The organism is Streptomyces rapamycinicus NRRL 5491 (genome assembly GCF_024298965.1).
Classification (GTDB): Bacteria; Actinomycetota; Actinomycetes; order Streptomycetales; family Streptomycetaceae; genus Streptomyces; species Streptomyces rapamycinicus.
The window spans coordinates 4,193,485-4,215,039 of the sequence record NZ_CP085193.1; the positions used below are offsets into that span (position 1 = coordinate 4,193,485).

The 21,555-nt window shown below is 71.2% G+C and carries 19 protein-coding genes; 10 read left to right on the top strand and 9 right to left on the bottom strand.

All coding sequences use genetic code 11. From position 1 onward, the window contains the following. The first annotated feature begins 125 nt into the window (after positions 1-125). The 4 genes from LIV37_RS16930 to LIV37_RS16945 all read left to right on the top strand — a co-directional run bounded on the left by LIV37_RS16930 (position 126) and on the right by LIV37_RS16945 (position 3,443). Positions 126-581, top strand: a complete 456-nt coding sequence (locus LIV37_RS16930) for an ATP-binding protein (protein WP_020868347.1) — start codon at positions 126-128, stop codon at positions 579-581. 44 nt (positions 582-625) lie between these two features. After that, positions 626-1,234, top strand: coding sequence for an acyl-CoA-like ligand-binding transcription factor (locus tag LIV37_RS16935; protein WP_020868348.1), 609 nt, complete (start codon positions 626-628; stop codon positions 1,232-1,234). 42 nt (positions 1,235-1,276) lie between these two features. Beyond that, positions 1,277-2,734: an FAD-dependent monooxygenase gene (locus LIV37_RS16940; RefSeq protein ID WP_020868349.1), complete on the top strand. Its 1,458-nt coding sequence runs from the start codon at positions 1,277-1,279 to the stop codon at positions 2,732-2,734. An 82-nt stretch (positions 2,735-2,816) separates the two neighbouring features. Then, entirely contained in the window at positions 2,817-3,443 is a 627-nt protein-coding gene (locus tag LIV37_RS16945) for a TIGR03086 family metal-binding protein (protein WP_121825407.1), read from the top strand. Between the two features lie 10 nt (positions 3,444-3,453). Here LIV37_RS16945 and LIV37_RS16950 read toward each other — a convergent pair whose 3' ends face one another. Next, on the bottom strand, positions 3,454-4,242 hold the full coding sequence (locus LIV37_RS16950) for a methyltransferase domain-containing protein (protein ID WP_020868351.1): 789 nt from the start codon (positions 4,240-4,242) through the stop codon (positions 3,454-3,456). Between the two features lie 155 nt (positions 4,243-4,397). On the opposite strand from LIV37_RS16950, the gene LIV37_RS16955 reads away from it, so the two are divergent. The 3 genes from LIV37_RS16955 (at position 4,398) to LIV37_RS16965 (ending at position 8,942) form a co-directional block, all read left to right on the top strand. Then, a complete protein-coding gene (locus LIV37_RS16955; protein WP_121824853.1) occupies positions 4,398-6,518 on the top strand; it encodes a bifunctional polysaccharide deacetylase/glycosyltransferase family 2 protein in 2,121 nt (706 codons plus the stop codon). Between the two features lie 143 nt (positions 6,519-6,661). Continuing rightward, on the top strand, positions 6,662-7,945 hold the full coding sequence (locus LIV37_RS16960; protein ID WP_121824852.1) for an LCP family protein: 1,284 nt from the start codon (positions 6,662-6,664) through the stop codon (positions 7,943-7,945). A gap of 100 nt (positions 7,946-8,045) precedes the next feature. After that, on the top strand, positions 8,046-8,942 hold the full coding sequence (locus tag LIV37_RS16965; protein ID WP_020868354.1) for a carbohydrate ABC transporter permease: 897 nt from the start codon (positions 8,046-8,048) through the stop codon (positions 8,940-8,942). Positions 8,943-8,970: 28 nt separating this feature from the next. Here the strand turns inward: LIV37_RS16965 and LIV37_RS16970 are convergent, their stop codons facing one another. The 5 genes from LIV37_RS16970 to LIV37_RS16990 all read right to left on the bottom strand — a co-directional run bounded on the left by LIV37_RS16970 (position 8,971) and on the right by LIV37_RS16990 (position 13,567). Beyond that, a complete protein-coding gene (locus tag LIV37_RS16970; protein ID WP_020868355.1) occupies positions 8,971-10,131 on the bottom strand; it encodes a hypothetical protein in 1,161 nt (386 codons plus the stop codon). After that, a complete protein-coding gene (locus tag LIV37_RS16975) occupies positions 10,122-11,459 on the bottom strand; it encodes a hypothetical protein (protein ID WP_158634904.1) in 1,338 nt (445 codons plus the stop codon). The genes LIV37_RS16970 and LIV37_RS16975 overlap by 10 nt, the downstream gene beginning before the upstream one ends. Positions 11,460-11,518: 59 nt before the next feature. Further along, positions 11,519-12,088, bottom strand: a complete 570-nt coding sequence (locus tag LIV37_RS16980; protein ID WP_121824849.1) for a hypothetical protein — start codon at positions 12,086-12,088, stop codon at positions 11,519-11,521. A 2-nt stretch (positions 12,089-12,090) separates the two neighbouring features. Further along, positions 12,091-12,315 (bottom strand): hypothetical protein, encoded by a 225-nt coding sequence (locus LIV37_RS16985; RefSeq protein ID WP_020868357.1) that lies wholly within the window; start codon positions 12,313-12,315, stop codon positions 12,091-12,093. A gap of 226 nt (positions 12,316-12,541) precedes the next feature. Beyond that, on the bottom strand, positions 12,542-13,567 hold the full coding sequence (locus tag LIV37_RS16990; protein WP_020868358.1) for a 6-phosphofructokinase: 1,026 nt from the start codon (positions 13,565-13,567) through the stop codon (positions 12,542-12,544). Between the two features lie 209 nt (positions 13,568-13,776). On the opposite strand from LIV37_RS16990, the gene pta reads away from it, so the two are divergent. The 3 genes from pta to pyk all read left to right on the top strand — a co-directional run bounded on the left by pta (position 13,777) and on the right by pyk (position 18,546). Beyond that, complete coding sequence (gene pta / locus LIV37_RS16995; protein ID WP_020868359.1) at positions 13,777-15,903, top strand: phosphate acetyltransferase; 2,127 nt, start codon at positions 13,777-13,779, stop codon at positions 15,901-15,903. Next, positions 15,900-17,045, top strand: coding sequence for an acetate kinase (locus LIV37_RS17000; RefSeq protein ID WP_020868360.1), 1,146 nt, complete (start codon positions 15,900-15,902; stop codon positions 17,043-17,045). The genes pta and LIV37_RS17000 overlap by 4 nt, the downstream gene beginning before the upstream one ends. Positions 17,046-17,118: 73 nt before the next feature. Then, on the top strand, positions 17,119-18,546 hold the full coding sequence (gene pyk, locus LIV37_RS17005; protein WP_020868361.1) for a pyruvate kinase: 1,428 nt from the start codon (positions 17,119-17,121) through the stop codon (positions 18,544-18,546). 120 nt (positions 18,547-18,666) lie between these two features. Here the strand turns inward: pyk and LIV37_RS17010 are convergent, their stop codons facing one another. The 3 genes from LIV37_RS17010 to LIV37_RS17020 all read right to left on the bottom strand — a co-directional run bounded on the left by LIV37_RS17010 (position 18,667) and on the right by LIV37_RS17020 (position 21,263). After that, a complete protein-coding gene (locus LIV37_RS17010) occupies positions 18,667-20,001 on the bottom strand; it encodes a hypothetical protein (RefSeq protein ID WP_020868362.1) in 1,335 nt (444 codons plus the stop codon). After that, entirely contained in the window at positions 19,979-20,509 is a 531-nt protein-coding gene (locus LIV37_RS17015) for a DUF6114 domain-containing protein (protein ID WP_020868363.1), read from the bottom strand. The genes LIV37_RS17010 and LIV37_RS17015 overlap by 23 nt, the downstream gene beginning before the upstream one ends. A 136-nt stretch (positions 20,510-20,645) precedes the next feature. Beyond that, entirely contained in the window at positions 20,646-21,263 is a 618-nt protein-coding gene (locus LIV37_RS17020; protein ID WP_020868364.1) for a DUF6230 family protein, read from the bottom strand. Positions 21,264-21,555: the final 292 nt, after the last annotated feature.

Here is a 21,555-nt window from a genome sequence, read left to right on the forward strand (position 1 = left end):
TACAAATTTCCCCGAGCGGATTGCCTCGTAGAACGAAAGGGGACTACCTTCCGTGATGAACCGCTCGCACAGGGACGCCAGTTGGCGGATGTGCTCCGCCCTGCCCTGCCCACTGGAGGTACGCGATGGCATTCGCGCCCCAAGACCCCCGGATCCCGGACCCCAGCGACCCCGTCGTCCAGGAGGCCCGCGTCGACTACGTCCCGACACCGATAAGCGTGACCAGGGCCCGCCAGCACGCCACACGACTCATCGCCGACTGGGGGCATCCCGCACTCGCCGACGACACGGCGCTCATCGTGTCCGAGCTGGCCACCAACGCCATGCGGCACGGACACGTACCCGGGCGGCTCTTCCGCGTGCAGCTCACGCTCACCAAAACCCGCCTGCGGATCGCCGTATCCGACCCCCGGAGCGAGCGGCTCCCCCGTCCCCGCCGCCCGTCGCCCCGCGACGCGCACGGCCGCGGCCTGCTCATCGTCCGCGCCCTCGCGGACCGCTGGGGTGTCCGCGAACGCACCGTCGGCAAGGAGATCTGGGTCGAGCTGGACCTGACCGCGCCGCGACCCAAAACTTGCTGAGCCCGCATATTTGCGGAGCCCGCACGTTTTGTTACGCTCGCCGCATGGGACTGCGAGAGCGGAAGAAGGCTCAGACGCATGCCGCGCTCAGCTGGGCCGCGGTGCGGCTGACCGTGGAGCGTGGGTTCGACAAGGTCAAGGTGGAGGACATCGCCGAGGCCGCCGGGGTCTCGCCGCGTACGTTCAACAACTACTTCTCGAGCAAGGCCGAGGCCATCGCGTTCCGCCACCTCGACCGGTGTTTGCGCGTCGCGGAGGAGTTGCGCGTACGGCCGGGTGAGCCGCTGTGGGACGCGATCACGGAATCCGTGCTGCGGCAGTTCGTGCCGGACGCGGCGGAGGCCGTCGATCCGCCCGTCGCGGACGCCGCGCAGTGGACGGCGGGTGTGCGGGTGATGGTCGCGGAACCGGCCCTGCGGGGCGAGATGTTGCGGGCCGGGGCCGTCGCCGAGGCCGAGATCGCGGCGGCCGTCGCGGAACGCACCGGCGGCGACCCGGAGCGGGACCTGTACCCGCACCTGGTCGCTTCCGCGGTCATGGGCGCGGTCAACACCGCCATCGCCCACCATCTCCGCACCGAGGGGACCGTGCCGGTGAGCCGCCTGCTCACGGACGCCCTCGCCCGGATCGCGGCGGGGCTTTCCACCCCGTAAGACCCCGCAAGCCCCCAACCAATCTGCCCCGAAGGGGAATTCATGATCGAGGTCGTCATCGCAGGCGCGGGGCCCAACGGCCTGATGCTCGCCTGCGAACTCGCCCTGGCCGGTGTGCGCCCGGTCGTCCTGGAACGTCTCACCGAACCGGACGACAAGCAGCGTGCGAACGGACTGGTGGGCCAGGTCGTCCGCATGCTCGACCGGCGCGGACTGTACGAGCGGCTGACCGCGCCCGGCGAGCATGCGCCCGAACCGGCGCCCCGCTTCACCTTCGGCGCGTTCCCGCTCCACCTGAGCGACCTGCCGGACAACCCGCTCTACACGCTCCTGGTGCCGCAGCGCCGGATCGAGCGCATGCTCGCCGAGCGCGCGGCGGAGCTTGGCGTCGACATCCGCCGTGGCCACGAGGTCATCGGCCTGACACAGGGCGAGAAGTCGGTGACGGTCGAGCTGCGCGAGCAGGCGCCGATCGAGGCGGAGTTCGTGGTCGGCGCCGATGGCGGGCGCAGCGCGGTCCGCAAGCTCGCCGGGATCGCGTTCCCCGGTGTGACGACGGACGACTCGGTGTCGCGCAGCGCACATGTGAGCGTGTCCCCGGGCGCGATCGGTGCCGATGGCGGGCTGACCGTGCCCGGTTTCGGCGTCATACCGCCGTACCAGCATCTGCGGACCGAGCGCGGGCTGATCGCCTGGGCGCCGTCCCCGGACGATGACCCGAAGCTGACCACCGTGGAATGGGGGCAGCCCGTCGAGGGCGAGGCGTCGCTGGACGAGCTGCGGGCCAGCGCCCGCCGGGTGCTCGGCGCGGACATCGCACTCGGCCCGCCGACCGGGCCGGGACCGCGTCTGATGCGGCGGCTCTTCGGCGGCAACACCCGGATCGCCGAGCGGTACCGCGCGGGCCGCGTCCTGCTGCTCGGCGACGCCGCCCATGTGCACTCGGCGATCGGCGGCCCGGGGCTCAACCTGGGCCTCCAGGACGCGGTGAACCTCGGCTGGAAACTGGCCGCCGAGGTGCGCGGCCACGCGGCGGAGGGGCTGCTCGACACGTACGAGTCGGAGCGGCACCCGGCGGCCCGGCGGGTCGCCATGCACACCCAGGCGCAGTCGCTGCTGACCCGGCCGGGCGGCGATGTGACGGCGCTGCGCGAACTGTTCGGCGAACTGCTCGACCTGCCCACCACCCGGCAGCACATCGCGGGGCTGCTCTCCGGCGCGGACATCACCTACGCCATGGGCCCGGCCACCGGCCCCCTCGTCGGCCACTGGGCCCCGGACCTCCCGGGCCTCCGCGACCTGACCCGCGCCGCCCGCCCCCTCCTCCTGGACCCCACCGGCACCCTCGACCCGGGCCCCTGGTCACCCCACGTCGACACCGCGACCGTCCCCGGCCTCGACACCGCCCTGCTGCTCCGCCCCGACTGCTACGTCGCCTGGCAGGGCACCACGAACGACGGGCTGCACGAGGCCCTGGCCACCTGGTTCCGGGCCGCCTGAACCCGCCGCGGCCCCCGGTGCCGTGACCTCGACGTCCGATACCCGCCGGACCCGGCCGCCCGCGGCGGCCATGCTGGACCGCATGGTCAACGCGTTTGAAGGGCTCATCGATCGGTTCCTCGGGGCCAGTGCCGAGTTCGAACGGAAGCTGCGGGCAGTGCGCTCCGAACAGTGGTCCTGGCCAACTCCCTGCACGGAGTGGAACGTGCGGCAGTTGGCCAACCACATGACGCGCGGAAACCTCAATTACGTGAGTCTGCTGCACGGCGGCGGCGCCGCCGATTTCCTGCGGCTGCGGGACGCCGACGCGCTGGGCACGGATCCGGTCGGTGCGTACGCCCGGTCCGTCCGGGAGTGTGCCCAGGCGTTCGGCGAGCGGGGTGCTCTTCGGCGGATTCTGGACTATCCCCTGGGTCCGGTGACCGGCCAGCAGGCGCTTGCCGTGAGAATCACGGACAGCACCGTCCACACATGGGATCTCGCACGGGCTGTCAACGTGGACGACACGCTCGACGCGAGCCTCGTGGCGTGGATCGACGAACATCTCGAGGAGATCTACGCCGGTCTGGCGGAAACCCCCACCGCAGCCGAAACCACTCACCGGTTCTTCGCCGCTCCCGAGGGCGTGCTCGCCCATGGCGCCTCCCCGCAGACGCGGCTGCTGCACCGAATGGGGAGGACGCCCGAGACGCCCGTACGAGGTCACTGAGCCCGGTCGGCTACGCCTCGGCCACCACCACGTACAGCGTCGCGGAGGCGAAGAACGGGCCGTGGGCCAGGTGGTGCAGCCACTCGGCCGCCTGGTCCTCGGTGAGGTCGCCCGCCTCGACGGCACGGCGGGTGGTGCGCTCGAATCCGAAGACCCGGTCCGCCACGCGGGCATCGCGGAAGACCTGGGTGGCCGGAACGACCTCCGGCACCCGGAACCCGGCGTCGGTGGCGAGGCGGGCGAGCCGGCGGCCGATGGTGGCGTTGCGGATCACCCGCTCGGTGATGTGGCGGGTGTAGGCGCGGGAGAGCGCCGGGTCGGGATGGTCGACCACGAGGGTGTCCCAGTCGGGCTCGCCCATCACCAGCCGCCCGCCCGGCCGCAGGACCCGGTGGAACTCGGCGAGGGCGCGGGCCGGGTCGTCCACCCACTGCAGCACCCGGTCGGTGCGGGCGCGGTCCACCGCGACATCGTCCAGGGGGAGGGCGTGGACATCGCCCAGCCGCAGCTCGACGCACGGATGCGCGGCCGCGACGCGCTCCGCCGCCGCGTCCAGCATCTCCTGGTCACGGTCGACCCCGATGACCGTACCGCCGGGGACCACCGCCTCCGCGAGGGCCGGGAGATCGGCGCCGGGGCCGCAGCCCGCGTCGAGGACGGCCAGCCCGGCCCGGAGGTCGAGGGCGTCCAGCATCCGCCCCTTGTAGTCGCGTCCGGCGTCACTCGCGGCGAACCGGGTGAGGTAGTCGGCGGACGCGGGCCTGGTGGTCTCGAAGACGGAGGAGGCGGGAGAGGTCATCGCGTCAGTCAAGCAGAGCCGGGCCTCGGAGGCGGGCCTTCCGGATGCCCACTACGCGATCCGGCCACGCGGCGGGGAGCGTCCCGGGAATTCTTATCCATTCACGCTGCTTCACCGGGCCCGCCGCGCACCCGGCAACTACGGTGCGAGCAACCATGTTTGAGGGCAACCGGTCGAAAAAACGCCAGGAATCAAACCACCCGTCCCGGGGAGGTCGGCACAAGGCGGCCCGTGATCCGCGCGCGCACTGGCTGCTCCTTCTCCTCGTCCTTCCCGCCATGTTCGGCCTGCTGATGTTCCAGGGCTGGACCAACCACGAGGTCGACGCGGCGAAGGCGCGGCGGCCGTGCGTCAGTCCGGTGCCCCGGGCGCTGGCCGACGGCGGGCCGGTGGTGCAGATCAACGGGGGCCGGGTGCGGACCGTGGGAATGCCCGCCGGGACGGTGGCGCTGACCTACGACGGCGGTCCTGACCCCGTCCAGACACCGCGTCTGCTGGACCTGCTGCGCCGGTACGACGCGCGGGCCACGTTCTTCGTCTCCGGCGCCAAGGCGGCCCAGTACCCCGGCCTCGTACGCCGGATCCGCGCCGAGGGCCATGAGATCGGGTCGAACACCTACACCGGCGCCGACATGGGCACGGCGTCCGCCGGCCGGTCCCGGATGGAGCTGTCCCTGACCGAGTCGGCGCTGGCGGGGTCCGTGGGGGTTCAGCCGAGGCTGCTGCGGCTGCCGCTGACCACCGACGTGGACACGCTGTGCGGCGACGAGTGGCAGGCGGCGCGGCGCGTGGCGGCGGAGGGCTATGCGCTGGTGGCCGCCGACCGGTCGGGCACCAAGCCCTCGCAGGGGATGGTCCGGCAGTTCAGCCAGACGGACACCGCGTACCAGGAGACGGAGAGGCTGCTCAAGGACCCGCGCGCCAAGAAGTTCACCACCGTGACCGGCGGGCTCGGCGTGCCCCCGGTCGACGTCCCGGTCTCCGGCCTGGAGCGCTGGGAGGGCAAGGCGCTGATCTGGGTCGCGGCCATCGGCCGGGGCTTTGTGTCCACCATGGCGTGGGTGCTGGGGATCGCGGGGGCGCTGGGGGTGCTGCGGCTGCTGATGCTGGTGGTGTTCGCCCGCACCCATGTCCGGCGGCTCACCCGCTTCCGGCCCGGGAAGCAGGTCAACGAGCCGGTGACGGTGCTGATCCCCGCGTACAACGAGGAGGCGGGCATCGAGGCCACCATCCGCTCACTGCTCGCCTCCACCCATCAGCGGCTCCAAGTGGTCGTGATCGACGACGGCTCGACGGACCGTACGGCCGATATCGCCGCGAGCGTCACGGACCGCCGGGTACTGGTGGTCCGGCAGCCCAACGCGGGCAAGGCCGCCGCCCTCAACACCGGTCTGGCGCACACCAAACACGACATCGTGGTGATGGTCGACGCCGACACCGTCTTCGAACCGGACGCCATCCACCAGCTCATCCAGCCGCTCGCCCACCCGGCCATCGGCGCGGTCAGCGGCAACACCAAGGTCGGCAACCGGCGCAGTCTGCTGGGCAGGTGGCAGCACCTGGAGTACGTCTTCGGGTTCAACCTCGACCGGCGGATGTTCGAGGTGCTGGAGTGCATGCCGACCGTGCCCGGCGCCATCGGGGCCTTCCGGCGGGACGCGGTGATGGGCGTCGGCGGGGTCAGCGAGGACACCCTCGCCGAGGACACCGACCTCACCATGGCGCTGTGGCGGGCGGGCTGGCGGGTGGTGTACGAGGAGACCGCCGTCGCCTGGACCGAGGTGCCCACCTCGCTGCGCCAGCTGTGGCGGCAGCGCTACCGCTGGGGGTACGGCACGCTCCAGGCCATGTGGAAGCACCGCCGCGCGATGATCTCGCTGGGCTCGGTGGGGCGGTTCGGCCGCCGGGGGCTCAGCTATCTCACGCTCTTCCAGGTGCTGCTGCCGCTGCTGGCGCCCGTGATCGACCTCTTCGCCCTGTACGGCGCGCTCTTCCTCGACCCGGCGGAGGCGGCCGGGGTGTGGTTCGGCTATCTCACCATCCAGATGGTCTGCGCCGGGTACGCGCTGCGGCTGGACGGGGAGCGGATGCGGGCACTGTGGTCCCTGCCGTTCCAGCTCTTCGTCTACCGGCAGCTGATGTATCTGGTGGTCATCCAGTCCGTGGTCGCCCTTCTGCTCGGGACGCGGCTGCGATGGCACCGCATCCAGCGCTCCGGGACGGCCGCCCAGGCGCTCGGCGAGACACCCGCGCACCGGAGCCTGACATCGAGGTGACGTACGGAGGGGTGACGTACGACGGGGTGACGCACGACGGGGTGACGTACGGCGACCGGGTCCGCGTTCAACGCGGCACCGAAGTTGTCATAGCTCTATGAACGGACGGCGGACGGCTCCGGCCGCTCGGCAGACTGCCGGACATGAGCGATCGGTTGGACGGGTGGGCCGCCGGGGACCGGCCGTCGGCGCGGGCCTGGGAGATCTCGACGGCGGACACGCAGAGCATCCCCGTACAGGGGCCATCCACGCCACCAGGTGTCCCCGTACCTCACGGCGTCGCCGCGCCCCACGGCGTACCCACCAAACCGGCCCCCTACCGGACGGGCGACGAGACCAGCCCCCTCGAGCCCGTACCCGTACCCCCACCCGAGCCCACCCCCACCGTCCGGCGCCGCGCCCCCAAGGAGCCGCTCAGCCGGCGCCGCCGGATCGTCCGGCTGGCCATCGTGGCGGTCTCCGCGCTGCTCCTCGCCTCCGGCAGCGCCTACGTCTGGGCCGACACCCAGCTCAACCGCGAGGTCGACCTCGGCAGGGCCCCGGACCGCCCACCGCCCGGCAAGGGCACCAACTACCTCATCGTCGGCTCCGACAGCCGGGAGGGCCTTTCCGAGGAGGCCAGGAAGAGCCTGCGCACCGGCTCGGCCGAGGGCCGCCGCACCGACTCGATGATGGTGCTGCACACCGGCTCCAACGGCACCACGATGATGAGCCTGCCGCGCGACTCCTGGGTGAACATCCCCGGTTTCGTCCGCCCCGAGACCGGCAGGCGCTACAACCCGTCCCAGAACAAGCTGAACGCGGCCTATTCGATGGGCGGCCCCGATCTGCTCGTCTCGACCATCGAGCGCAACACGGGGCTGCGCATCGACCACTACGCGGAGATCGGCTTCTCCGGATTCGTGGACGTCGTGGACGCGGTCGGCGGGGTGCGGATGTGTGTGGACCGGGACATCAAGGACCCCAAGTCCGGGCTGGACCTGAAGAAGGGCTGCCAGACCCTCGACGGCGCCAAGGCGCTCGCGTTCGTCCGCCAGCGCAAGCAGGAGGCCAAGGGCGACCTGGGCCGCACCCAGAACCAGCAGAAGTTCCTGGCAGCGCTCGCCAACAAGGCCGCCACGCCTGGGGTCCTGGCCAACCCGTTCGCGGCCTTCCCGACCGTACGCGCCGGTCTGGACACGCTGATCGTGGACAAGGACATGGGCCTGCCCACCCTGATGTCCATGTTCGAGGCGGTGAAGGGCGTCACCTCGGGCAACGGCAAGCAGCTCAACGTCCCGGTGTCCAACACCAACCTCCGGACCTCCAAGGGCAGCGCGGTGCAGTGGAACGTGACGCAGGCGCGGCGCCTCTTCGACCAGCTGCGGAACGACCAGCCGGTGACGACCGCCCCGCCCGCCCCGCCCGCCCCGGCGGCGAAGCGCTGAGGAGCGAACCGCGCACGCGTCTTCCCCAAGTCGAGTGGCAACCGGTTTCATAGCAGGACGCTGATCGACTGCGCTCGCAAGCGCGCGAGGAGGTCCGAGGTTGTCCGCGCTCTCCGCCCGCACCGCCCGCCCCTGGCCCCGCTCCGCCAAGAGCCGTACCGGCGGCCCCCGCTGGTCCCCGCGGCTGCGCCGCCGGCTGGCCGCCGACGCCGCGCTGCTGCTCATCGCCGCCGCGTTCCTGCTCCCGCTCGCGTGGCTGGTCCTGGCCTCGATCGACAACGATGCCACCCTGCGGGTCTCGGCGCCCGGCTCGCCCACGATGGACAACTTCTCGGCGGTGTGGACGGACGAGATCACCTTCACGCCGATGCTCAACAGCCTGCTCCTGTGCGGCGGCGCCACCGTCCTGACCGTCGCCTGCGCGGCCCTCGCCGCCTATCCCCTCTCCCGCTTCCGCTCCCGCGCCGTGCGCCCGTATCTGCTGACGGTGCTCTTCACCACCTGTCTGCCGATCACCGCGATCATGGTTCCGGTCTACGGACTCTTCGTCCAGGTGGACCTCATCGACACCATGTCCGGCACGGCCCTCTTCCTCGCCGCCTCCCAACTCCCGTTCGCCATCTGGCTGATGAAGAACTTCATGGACGGCGTGCCGGTGATCCTGGAGGAGGCGGCGTGGACCGACGGCGCGTCCTGGCTGCAGGGCCTGATCCGGGTGATCCTGCCGCTGATGGGGCCGGGCATCACGGTCGTGATGATCTACAGCTTCATCATGATGTGGGGCAACTTCTTCGTCCCCTTCATGCTGCTGCTCTCCCCCGAACAACTCCCCGCGTCCGTCTCGATCTTCACCTTCTTCGGCAACTACGGCCAGGTCGTCTACGGCCAGCTGGCCGCCTTCTCGATCCTCTACTCCACGCCCGTGCTCCTGCTCTACGTGCTGATCTCCCGCCGCCTCGGCGGCGGCTTCGCCCTGGGCGGCGCCGTCAAGGGATGACTCCGCCGCCACCAGTCGGGCCGGTGGTTCAGCCCTCGGGCAACGTCGGCGCCGCGCAGCCGTGGTGTTCGGCCGAGGCGGCGGCGAAGGCCGCCAGGGCGGCGCGTTCGTAGGCGAGGTCGGGGCGGCGGCGGGTCTCGCCGTCGGCGGCGTCGGCGCGGATGAGGTAGAGGGCGGACTCGGCGCCGCGCGGGCAGGTGGCACCGGCCCAGTAGGCGCTCCGGCCGAGCCGCCCGGCGGGCTTCTCGGCGGGGGTCACGTTCTCGTAGTCGTAGTCCCGGGTGTACTGGGAGCGGGCGTCCTCCGCGTAGGGGCCGTAGTACGCCTCCAGCCGGTACAGCGGTGAGCCGTCCCGGGTGCCGAGGACGCAAGCCTCGCGCGGTGCGCGGTCCCGGGCGGTCTCGCGGGCGGTGGAGATGGCGGAGCGGGAGGCGGTGGGGACGGCCGCGCAGGTGCCCTTGGCGCCGAGCAGCGGCTCGTACTCGTCCTCGTTCACCGGCAGGCCGACGGTGCGGACCGGCTTGCCCAGGCGCGCGCCGCAGCCCCAGTGGTCGTTGGCCGCCTCGGCGGTCGCGGTGGCGGTACGGACGAAGTCGGGGCGGACGGCGGGGTCGTCGAGGGTGGTGCGGCCGCGCAGCGCGGTCTCGACGGTGATCAGCAGACTGTCGCCGCGCCGGGCGCAGTCGAGGAGTACGGCGGTGGTGGCCGTGCCGTCCTCGGCGTCGTCCAGCCGCGCGGTGTCGGTGGCGAACAGGCCGGACCAGCCGTGGCCGAGGGGGACGGGGAGCGTACGGCGGGCGGGTACGGCGGTGTAGAGGTCGTCGTACCCGTACTCGGCGCGGGGGCGGGGCGAGCCCGCGATGGAGACGGCGATGTGGCCGGTGTCCTCGGCGGTGACCCGGCAGTGGACGGAGAGGGAGTTGGCCCGCCCGGCGCCGCTCCCCTCGCTCTTGGCGGCCGTCTTGCCGAAGGAGCCCTCGGTGCGGTTCGTGACGTCCAGTTCGGCGTCGTCGCCGAGCACCCCGCGGACCTCGCTCACCGGAAGCACCCCGTCGCAGGCCCCTTCCAGCGCCCGGTCCTCGCTGCCCGCGAACCAGACGAACCCTCCGGTGAGGGCGGCCAGCGCCACCGCGACGGCCACCAGGGCGCGGATCTGCCGCCGGGTGAGTTCGGGTCGGGTCAGTGCCACTGCTCGACCTCCCCGAGCACCTTGGTGTCGCGGCACTTCGCGGCCGCGGGCCAGCCGTCGCCGGCGTCGAGATAGCGGTCCAGGACCGTACGCGCGGCGGTGGAGAGCCTGGCCCGGTCCTTGCCGCCGATGACGGCCGTCTCACCGTCCTCGAGCCGGATCTCGGGGAGGACGGCGACCCGGTGGTAGGTGGTGCGGCCGCCGCACACCGACCGGGCCCACAGGGCGAGTTGGGGCCGCCCGGCGTAGGAGGAGACGCGGTCCTCCTGCCGCACACCACGATCGGCGTCCGTCTCGGCACCGGCCTCGGAGGGGCTCTTGTCGTCCTCCGCTCCCCACCCGGGCACATGGCCCTCGCGTTCGTAGGAGTCGTACGCCGACCGGCCGAGGATGCCCGACCAGCTGGCCGCCTCGACCTCGGTGACCTGCCACTGCTTCGGGCGCGGGCGCTCACCGGCGTTCTTCTCCGCGTCCCACTCCCCGGCGCAGGCGCTCAGACCGGTGGACTCCTGGAGATCGCCGAGGGTGGTCCAGGAGCCGGAGGCGACACCGGGGAGCGAGGAGCCGTCGATCCACTCGCATTTGCGCAGACCCTGACCGGGTGCGCCATGGGTCTCGTCCGTGTCGACCACTGCGGTGGGCGTGGTGAGCGGGCCGGAGCCGCAGTGCTGGGCCTTGGTGAGGGCGTTGGCCACGTGCACGGCGGTACGGAAGCCGAGGAGCGCGGTGGCGCGGTCCGGCTTGCCATGCGCCGCTGTTGCCTCGTCGGGCTCGTCTGCCGAGTCGGTCCCGCCGGTCCCGCCGTCGGTCCCGTCCGTCACCCGGGCGGTCACATACAGATCGGTCGTGGGTCGGACCCGGCCGCCGAGCCCGCCCAGGCAGTCGGCCACCAGCCAGGCGCCCCGCTTCCCGTACTGGCCGGTGGTACCCGGCGCCACGAAGGTGCCACGGCCACCGGCCGGTTCGAGAAGGTCCCGGGTCTCGACGGCCTCGGGCACATCGGAGACCAGCGCCTCGGCGTGGACCGTGACCCCGTAGCCGTCGCCCCACGACAGGGAGCAGTCCAGCAACGAGCGGCTCTCCTGGCCGGGGGCGAGCACCGTGCCGTGCTCTCTGAGTTCGCCCGGCCGCTCGTCACGCACCAGCCGTTCGAGGTCCCCGTACGGCAGGGTGCCGTCGCATGCCTTCCTCAACTGGACCCGGTTGGCGGCGAGATGGCCGCCGCCGCTGTCCCGGGTCACGAGGACGGCCCCCGCGATCCCCACCACCGCCATCAGTACGACAAGGGGCGTGCGGCGCTGCCACACACGGCCCCATAAACCACGCATCCCGCCCTTAACTCCTTACATCTCCTGACCAGTTCCCCCTTGATCAGGCGGGGACAGTATCAGAGGGCCGGGGCCACTGCGGCGGCGCGGGCTACCCCTTCGCCCCCGACGGCTCCCCCGCCCCTGACGGCCGCCCCTTCGCCCCGGAGCCCACCGGGTCGAAGCGGAAGACCTGCCCCGGGGCGTCGGACCGGCACGGCAACTGGACCACATGGGCCCAGTGCCGGTTGGTGCCACCGGGCAGCGCCAGACACTGGCCGACACAGCGAGGAGTGGACGGCCCGGATCCGGTACTTCCCGGGGGCGGGTGCCGGGACGTCCGGGGAGACCGCCACGGACCCGCCCTTGTCGTCCCGTCCACCGCGCCCTTCGCCCCCGCCCTCGTCGTCGTGCGCCCGCCAGGTGAGCACGACGGCGACGGTGGCCACGACGACGGTGAGCCCGAGCGCGGCGCTCAGCATCGGCAGCCGTAAGCGGCGGGGGCCCGCCTCGGGAGTACGGGAGGAGGAGAGGGCGGTCGGCGCTGCGGGCTCACCAGGCTCGACCGGCTCGATCTCGGTGACGCCGGCGGCGCGGGCCGCGAGATCCTTCCGTACGGCCAGCCACACCGTGAGCTCCGCGGGCCCCACCCCTAGGCCCGTACGAACGCCGCGACCAACTCCTCACGGGGCAGCGTGGCGCGCGCGAGCATGTTGGCGACCGTACTGCGCGGCAGTACGTCCCCGAGCGCGTCCGCCCGCGCGGCCAGTTCCCGGTAGGTCAGCCGGGACCAGTCCTTGAGCGCCTGCAGCGCGGCGATGAACTCGCCCGGGTTTCGCGCCCCCTGTGGATCCGGGGCTCTGTCCGCACCGGTCATCTGTCGTTCTCTCCCCCGCCCCTGTGTCCCGGCCCTGTCCGGGACTGCCCCGGAACGTGTCCCGGACACGGGACAGCCTTGTTCACACCAGGCACTTGTTCAAGAGTGACCCTCGCCAACACCACACGGCCGCAGCGGCCTTGATCTTCCACGGGGGGATGATCAAGGCCGCTGCGGCCGACGAAGACGAGAAGGAAGAAGACGGGAGGCCGGAGGCCGTGGTGGATCAGAAGACCGACTCGGCCTCGTCCATCCGGTCCACCGGCACGGTCTTGAGCTCGGTGACCGCGTTGGCGATCGGCACCATCGTGATGTCCGTGCCGCGCAGCGCGGTCATCATGCCGAAGTCGCCCCGGTGCGCCGCCTCCACGGCGTGCCAGCCGAAGCGGGTGGCCAGCACGCGGTCGTACGCGGTGGGCGTGCCGCCGCGCTGCACATGCCCCAGGATGACCGGGCGGGCCTCCTTGCCCAGGCGCCGCTCCAGCTCGGCCGCGAGGCGGTTGCCGATCCCGGTGAACCGCTCATGGCCGTACTGGTCGATCTCGCCCTTCTGGTACTCCATGGAGCCCTCGGCCGGGTGCGCGCCCTCGGCGACGCAGATGACGGCGAACTTCTTGCCGCGGGCGAACCGCTCCTCGACCATCTTCACCAGCCCGTCGACCTCGAAGGGCCGCTCCGGCAGGCAGATGCCGTGGGCGCCGCCGGCCATCCCGGACTCCAGCGCGATCCAGCCCGCGTGGCGCCCCATGACCTCGACGACCATCACCCGCTGATGGGATTCGGCGGTGGTCTTCAGCCGGTCCATGGCCTCGGTGGCGACGCCGACGGCGGTGTCGAAGCCGAAGGTGCGGTCAGTGGAGGAGATGTCGTTGTCGATCGTCTTGGGGACGCCGACGATCGGCAGTCCGGCGTCGGAGAGCATCCGCGCCGCGGTGAGGGTGCCCTCGCCGCCGATCGGGATCAGCACGTCTATCCCGTAGTCACGGGCGTGGTCCTTCGAGGTCTCGCACGCCTCGCGGAGCCGGGCGCGCTCCAGTCGGGAGGAACCGAGGATGGTGCCGCCGCGGGCGAGGATGCCGCTGACGGCGTCGAGGTCGAGCTTGCGGTGCCGGCCGTCGAGGAGCCCCTTGAAACCGTCCTCGAAACCGATCACCTCGTCTCCGTGGCCGGCGACCGCGCGGTGCACCACCGACCGGATCACAGCGTTGAGACCGGGGCAGTCGCCGCCTGCGGTGAGAACTCCGATGCGCATCGTGCTGTGTCTCCTGCTCCCTACGGGTAGATGTGAGCCAGTCCGATTGTTTCATGGGCGGGGTGGTGCTGTATCCCCCGAGCGACAAGCGCCTTAATCACGGTCGCAGGTATTGTCAAGAGGACTGGGCCGGTCAATGTGGCCGATTTGTGTCCGATGGGCGCACATAACGAAAACACCGACGAACGCCAGAGGAACGGAGAGCACGCGTGACACGCAGCGTGTACGTGACCGGAGTCGAGCGTGGCGACGGACGCCAGGTCGTGGAGCTGGGAGTCATGGAGCTCCTGACCCGCCATGTCGACCGGGTCGGCGTCTTCCGCCCCCTGGTGCACGACGACCCCGACCGCCTCTTCGACCTGCTGCGGGCGCGCTACCGGCTCAGCCAGTCGCCGGAGTCCGTCTTCGGCATGACGTACGGGGACGCGGCCACGCTCCAGGCCGAGCGGGGCACCGACGAACTGGTCTCACAACTGGTCGGCCGCTTTCACGAGGTCGCCGGCGCGTATGACTACGTCCTGGTGCTGGGCAGCGACTACGCGGCCACCAGCCTCCCCGACGAGCTGGGGCTGAACGCACGGCTGGCCAATGAGTTCGGCGCCTCGGTGATCACGGTGGTCGGCGGGCAGAAGCAGACCGCCGAGTCGGCCGGTGCCGAGGCCCACAACGCCTACCGCGCCTATGAGGGGCGGGGCTGCGACGTGGTCGCGGTGGTCGCCAACCGGGTGGCGCCCGGGGACCGCGCGGCCATCGCCGAGCGGCTGGCCGCCAAGCTGCCGGTCCCCAGCTATGTGCTGCCCGAGGACGGGTCGCTGTCGGCGCCCACCGTCTCCCAGATCGTCCGCTCCCTGGGTGCCGAGGTGCTGCTGGGCGATCACACCGGGCTGTCCCGGGATGTGCGGGACTTCGTCTTCGGCGGCGCGATGCTGCCGACCTTCCTGCCCGCGCTGACCGAGGGCTGCCTGGTGGTGACGCCCGGGGACCGCGCGGACCTGATCGTCGGCGCGCTCGCCGCGCACAGCGCGGGCGCCCCGCCGATCGCCGGGGTGCTGCTCACCCTGGACGAGCGGCCGGGTCCGGACATCCTGGCGCTGGCCTCGCGGCTGGCCCCGGGGACCCCGGTGGTGTCGGTGGCGGGCGGGTCCTTCCCGACGGCGGCCGAGCTGTTCGCCATCGAGGGCAAGCTCACGGCGAGCGCGCCGCGCAAGGCGGAGACCGCGCTGGGCCTCTTCGAGCGGCACGTGGACACCGCGGCGCTGACCGAGCGCATCGCGGTGGGCCGCTCCGGCCGGGTCACCCCGATGATGTTCGAGCGCGAGCTGATCGAGCGGTCCCGGTCCCACCGCCGCCGGGTGGTGCTGCCCGAGGGCGCGGAGGAGCGGGTGCTGCGCGCCGCCGACGTACTGCTCCGCCGCGATGTGTGCGATCTCACACTGCTGGGCGAGGAAGAGCCGATCCGCAAGCGCGCCGCCGAGCTCGGCATCCAGCTCGCCGAGGCGCAGATCATCGATCCGCAGACCTCCCCGCTGCGGGAGCGCTTCGCGGAGAGCTACGCGAAGCTGCGGGCCCACAAGGGCGTCTCCTACGAGCTGGCGTACGACGTGGTGGCCGATGTGTCGTACTTCGGCACCCTGATGGTCCAGGAGGGGCTGGCCGACGGCATGGTCTCGGGCGCGATGCACTCCACCGCCGCCACCATCCGGCCCGCCTTCGAGATCATCAAGACCGCCCCGGGCGCCCAGATCGTCTCCTCGGTCTTCTTCATGTGCCTGGCCGACCGGGTGCTGGTGTACGGCGACTGCGCGGTCAACCCCGACCCGGGCGCCGAGCAGCTCGCGGACATCGCCATCCAGTCGGCGACGACGGCCGCCCGGTTCGGGGTGGAGCCGAGGATCGCGATGCTGTCGTACTCCACCGGCACCTCGGGCTCCGGCGCGGACGTGGACAAGGTGCGCAAGGCGACCGAGCTGGTCCGCGAGCGCCGCCCGGATCTGCTGGTCGAGGGCCCGATCCAGTACGACGCGGCGGTGGACGCCGCGGTGGCGGCGACCAAGCTGCCCGAGTCCGAGGTGGCGGGCAAGGCCACCGTGCTGATCTTCCCGGACCTGAACACCGGCAACAACACCTACAAGGCCGTGCAGCGCTCGGCGGGCGCCGTCGCGGTCGGCCCGGTGCTCCAGGGCCTGCGCAAACCGGTGAACGACCTGTCCCGAGGGGCACTCGTACAGGACATCGTCAACACCGTCTCGATCACCGCCATCCAGGCCCAGTCCCCCACCTCCCCGGCGCCCCCGGCCTCCCCGACCTCCCCGACACAGAAGGCGCAGTCCGCGTGAACGGCTCCCGAGTCCTCGTCCTCAACTCCGGCTCCTCGTCCGTGAAGTACCAGCTGCTGGACATGGCCGACGGCTCCCGTCCGGCCTCCGGCATCGTGGAGCGGATCGGTGAGGGCCCCGTCGCCGACCACGCGGCGGCCCTCAAGCAGGTGGCCGACGAGCTGGCCGCCAAGGGCCTGGGGCTCGACTCGCCCGAGCTGGCGGCGGTCGGCCACCGGGTGGTGCACGGCGGCACCCGGTTCACCGAGCCGACCCTGATCACCGACGAGGTGGTCGAGGAGATCGAGAAGCTGATCCCGCTGGCCCCGCTGCACAACCCGGCCAATGTCACCGGGATCAAGGTGGCCCGCTCGCTGCGCCCGGACCTGCCGCAGGTCGCGGTCTTCGACACGGCGTTCCACTCCACCATCCCGGAGGCGGCGGCGCGCTACGCGATCGACGTGGCGACCGCCGACCGCTGGGGGGTGCGGCGCTACGGCTTCCACGGCACCTCGCACGCGTATGTCTCCCGGGCCACCGCGGAGCTGCTGGGCAGGGAGCCCGCGGAGGTCAACACGATCGTGCTGCACCTGGGCAACGGGGCCAGCGCCTCGGCGGTGCGCGGCGGCCGGTGCGTGGAGACCTCGATGGGGCTGACCCCGTTGGAGGGCCTGGTGATGGGTACCCGTTCCGGGGACATCGACCCGGCGGCGATCTTCCATCTGTCCCGGGTGGGCGGCATGTCGACCGATGAGATCGACACGCTGCTCAACAAGCGCAGCGGTCTCGCCGGGCTGTGCGGGGACAACGACATGCGCGAGATCGGCCGCCGGATGGGCGAGGGCGACCGGGCCGCCCAGCTCGCCTTCGACATCTACATCCACCGACTGCGGAAGTATGTGGGCGCGTACACCGCGGTGCTCGGGCGGGTGGACGCCATCGCGTTCACCGCCGGTGTGGGGGAGAATTCCGCGGCGGTACGGGAGGCGGCGATGCGCGGCCTCACCGCGTTCGGCATCGAGGTGGACGGCGTCCGCAACGCGCTGCGCTCCGCCACGGCGCGGCTGATCTCCACGGAGGCCAGCCGGGTCGCGGTGGCCGTGGTGCCCACCGATGAGGAGCTGGAGATCGCCAGCCAGACGTATCGCCTGGTCAGCGCCTAGGCTCCGGTTCCGCTCCGCTATGCCCCTTGACTTGAATATTCCGCTCCGAAACAAACCCGATAGGATCTGCCTCATGCGCCGTTCCAAAATCGTCTGCACTCTGGGCCCCGCCGTCGACTCCTATGACCAGCTGAAGTCCCTGATCGAGGCCGGGATGAACGTGGCCCGGTTCAACATGAGCCACGGAAGCCACCCGGAGCACGAGGAGCGGTACCACCGCGTCCGCAAGGCATCCGAGGAGACCGGGCACGCGGTCGGCGTCCTCGCCGACCTCCAGGGCCCCAAGATCCGTCTGGAGACCTTCAAGGACGGACCGGTGGAGCTGGTCCGCGGGGATGAGTTCATCATCACCACCGAGGACGTGGACGGTGACCGGACCATCTGCGGCACCACCTACAAGGGTCTGCCGGGCGACGTCTCCAAGGGCGACCAGGTCCTGATCAACGACGGCAATGTCGAGCTGCGGGTCACCTCCGTCGAGGGCCAGCGGGTGCGGACCATCGTCATCGAGGGCGGGGTGATCTCCGACCACAAGGGGATCAACCTGCCGGGTGCGGCGGTCAATGTGCCCGCGCTGTCCGAGAAGGACATCGAGGACCTGAAGTTCGCCCTGCGGATGGGCTGCGACATGGTCGCCCTGTCCTTCGTCCGGGACGCGGGCGACGTCCGGGACGTCCACCGGGTCATGGACGAGGTGGGCCGCCGGGTGCCGGTGATCGCCAAGGTGGAGAAGCCGCAGGCGGTCGCCAACATGACCGAGGTCGTCGCGGCCTTCGACGGGGTGATGGTGGCCCGTGGCGACCTCGCGGTGGAGTATCCGCTGGAGAAGGTCCCGATGGTGCAGAAGCGGCTGATCGAGCTCTGCCGCCGCAACGCCAAGCCGGTGATCGTCGCGACCCAGATGATGGAGTCGATGATCACCAACTCCCGGCCGACCCGCGCCGAGGCGTCCGACGTCGCCAACGCGATCCTGGACGGCGCCGACGCGGTGATGCTCTCCGCCGAGTCCTCGGTCGGCTCGTACCCGATCGAGACGGTCAAGGTGATGTCCCGGATCGTCGAGGCCGCCGAGCAGGAGCTGCTCTCGCGCGGTCTCCAGCCGCTGGTGCCCGGCAAGAAGCCGCGCACCCAGGGCGGTTCGGTGGCCCGCGCGGCGTGCGAGATCGCCGACTTCCTGGGCGCGAAGTCGCTGGTGGCGTTCACCCAGTCCGGTGACACCGCCCGCCGGCTCTCCCGCTACCGGGCCCAGCAGCCGATCGTGGCCTTCACCACCGACGCGTCCACCCGCAACCAGCTCACGCTGAGCTGGGGCGTGGAGTCCTTCGTGGTGCCGTACGTCGAGCACACCGACGCGATGGTCGACCTGGTGGACGCCGAACTGCTGAAGCTGGGCCGCTATTCCGAGGGCGACACCATGATCATGACCGCCGGTTCGCCCCCCGGCGTCCCCGGCACCACCAACATGGTCCGGGTGCACCACCTGGGCGGCGCGGGCCAGTAGCGCCGAACGCGCCCGTAACGCGTCCGTGGGCACCGTCTCCGGTTGGAGGCGGTGCCCACGGGCGTTTCCCTCCTCATGGAGGGGTGTGCGGCTCCCGAACGGGTCGGTGGGGGCGCGGGATCACTCCCCGGTCTTGAACAGATGCATGCCCGGGACGGTCAGGGTGCCGCCGAACTGGCCGGCCTGCGTCACCGTGACATCGGTGAAGAACACCTCGGGGATGTTCACCGGCGGCGGGCTCTTGGGGCTGAAGGTGATCGGGATGAGCCCCAGCAGGTTCCCCTTCAGCTCCTCGGTGTACATGGTCACCGTGCCGTCGCGAATGGTCGAGGTGGACCCCTCGCGCGCCTGCACATGCGTGGTGGTCCCGGCCGGGCCCACCACCAGCTGGTGGAGATCCTTGATGTCCACGCCCGAGGCGGTGAACTTCAGGACCTTCTTGATCTGGCCCCCCTGCGTCTTGACCTCCACGATGCCCTTGTAGTCCAGGCCGTGCAGGCTCAGCAGCGTGCTCTTGAGGGTCCAGGGGTCCTCGGGCAGCAGACTCGAGGTGGGTTCCGTCTCGGCGTTCTCGTAAGCGTCGGCGTCGAACTTCGGGCAGGGGAACGCCTCCTTGCCGTTCGCGTCCTTCGAGGCGGACGCGGAGGGCTTGGGAAGCGCCTTGTCCGCCTTGTCCTTGGCGTCGTCGACGGTCTTGCCCACCCCGTCCACGGTGTCCTTGACGCCCTTGCCCACCTTGTCCACCGTGTCCTTGACCGGATCGGTGGGCTTGTCGGAGGACTTGGACGGGGACGGCGACGAGCTGGGCTTGTCGCTGGAGGACGGGCTCGGTGAGGCACTCGGCTCGGCCGAGTCGTCCCCGCTCTTGTCGTCGGGCGTGAGGACGTCGTGGAGCGTGTCCCCGAGTCCCAGCGGGTCCAGCGGGTTCTTGGACTTCGACGGGCTCGGCGAGGCCGAGGGCTCCTTCGACTCCTTCTCGTCCTCGGAGCCGGACGACGGAGCGGAGGAGGAACTGGACGGAGACGGCGTGGGAGCGGCCTTGTCGTCCCGGGACCCGGTCTGGCCGCCCGAGGACTCCTCAGAGCCCTTGGAGCCGTCCTTGGAGCCCTTCTCGGACGAACCCTTGGAGTCCTTGGCGTCCTTGTCCTCGCCCTGGGCGTCCTTGCTGCCCTTGGCGTCGTCCTTGTCCGCCTCGTCCGGCTGCGACACACACGGCCCGGGCTTGTAGCGGTCCTCGGGCCGGGGGTTGGCCGAGGCGAGCTGCGGAGTGAGCCCCATGCCCATCAGCACGGCCGTCGGCATGGCGGCCAGCGCTATGGCCTTGCCGGCGGGCACCTGAAGGCGGGTGAGTACCGACTTCTTCGGTGCCGCGTGCCGCGGGCCGGTTCTGACCCGGCGTGGGCTCACTCCCTCCGGCTGCTCGGGTCGGTCTTCACCCCGCACGGTGCCTCCCATTCCTGGCTTCCTGGTCCGACGCGGACCCGGCCCCGGCCGGCTCCGGCACGCTGTCACCGTTCCCGTCGTCCTCTGACGCGTTTCCCGGCCCCTCGGCCGGCTGCGCGGAGGGAGCCTCCCCGGGTGCCCAGGAGATGCTCATGCCGCCGCCGAACAGCGCGAGCAGGAATCCCATCAGGAAGCCGCCGAAGTTCGAGACGGGGATCGACACCAGACCGAGCAGGATGGTGGCGACTCCGGCGAACACCCGCACCATGGGCTGGAACCACATGGTCAGGCCCAGGACCACCAACAACACCCCGATGATCAGCGAGGCCGATCCGGCGGTGGTGGACATGTTGATGGTGAATCCACCGGCGTTGAGGTCGTTGTACGGGAAGTACATGATCGGTACGCCCGCCAGCAGGCTCAACAGCCCGGCCCAGAACGGGCGCTGCCAGCGCCATGCCCTGAAGGACCCCCGCCAACGGCTGATACGGTCACTCGCCCCCGGCGACTCGGCACTCATTGAAAACAGCTCCCTGGGGCTGGCGATCGGTGTGATCGCGGTTGTTCTACAGCGGTACTAGCCTGGCGCATCCCCGCTGCGGGTCGATGCCCGGGTGAGGGGCAGCACCGCGGCCCCCCACCCTTGGCTCAGCTGATCAGAAGCACTCGTTCTTGCCCTTGCTGACCTTCATCGAAAGGCCGGAGAGCTTGAACGTGCCCGCGCTGGTCGCCCAGGCGGTCTGCTTCACACCGGTCAGCGTGGCGGAATCGGACTGCTGGCCGAACGAACCGGGATCGGCCACATCGCCCTTGTTGATGCCGGGACCCTTGTGGGCGTCACCCGCCGCGACACCGATGTCGATCCCGCGGAACGTGGCGTCCGCGTTGAGCTGATCGAGATCGATGAAGAGGTTCTTGGCCTCAACCTGCTTGCTGCCATTGCCGGCCGTCAGCTTCAGCGACACATCGCCGAAGACCGGAACCGGGATCACGACGGACTGGCACAGGCCCTTGAGCTTCGCGCTCTTGAACGCCGACACCGCGACGGGGATCTTCTTGCCCCCGTGCTGCGTGTCAAGCGCGCCGTACTGCGCGAACCCGGTGCCGTCGAGCCGGTCGACCGAGACCTTGAACTGCTGACCGGACACGTTGAACGAGGCCGCGAGCGCACCCTGGGACAGGGCGACGCCGATCGCGGCCGTGGCAGCAACGCTCGGCACCATGACAACGGCGAACCGCTTCCATCTGGTGCCGCCACGAGCCACGGACTCCATGACTTTCCTCCTTCTCGGACGTACATCTCCGGCCGGGGCGGGGCCCCGGACCTGGGATGGGAGAAGTGCTACGTCCTCGGGAAGGAGAGCGCCCACGTCTCACGGGCGCACACCGCACCCGAAACACCGGCGATCACCCCCGAGCGACAACCACTGGCCACGCAATCTCGCGCAACCTCCTGGACAGGCCCTGCTTTGTGGGCAGAGACCCCCCTGTCCACGGTCGGCGCCACTGCCGCCGACCTGCCCGGTGGGGACCCAACCACACCGACGCGCCGACCGGATGCCGAGC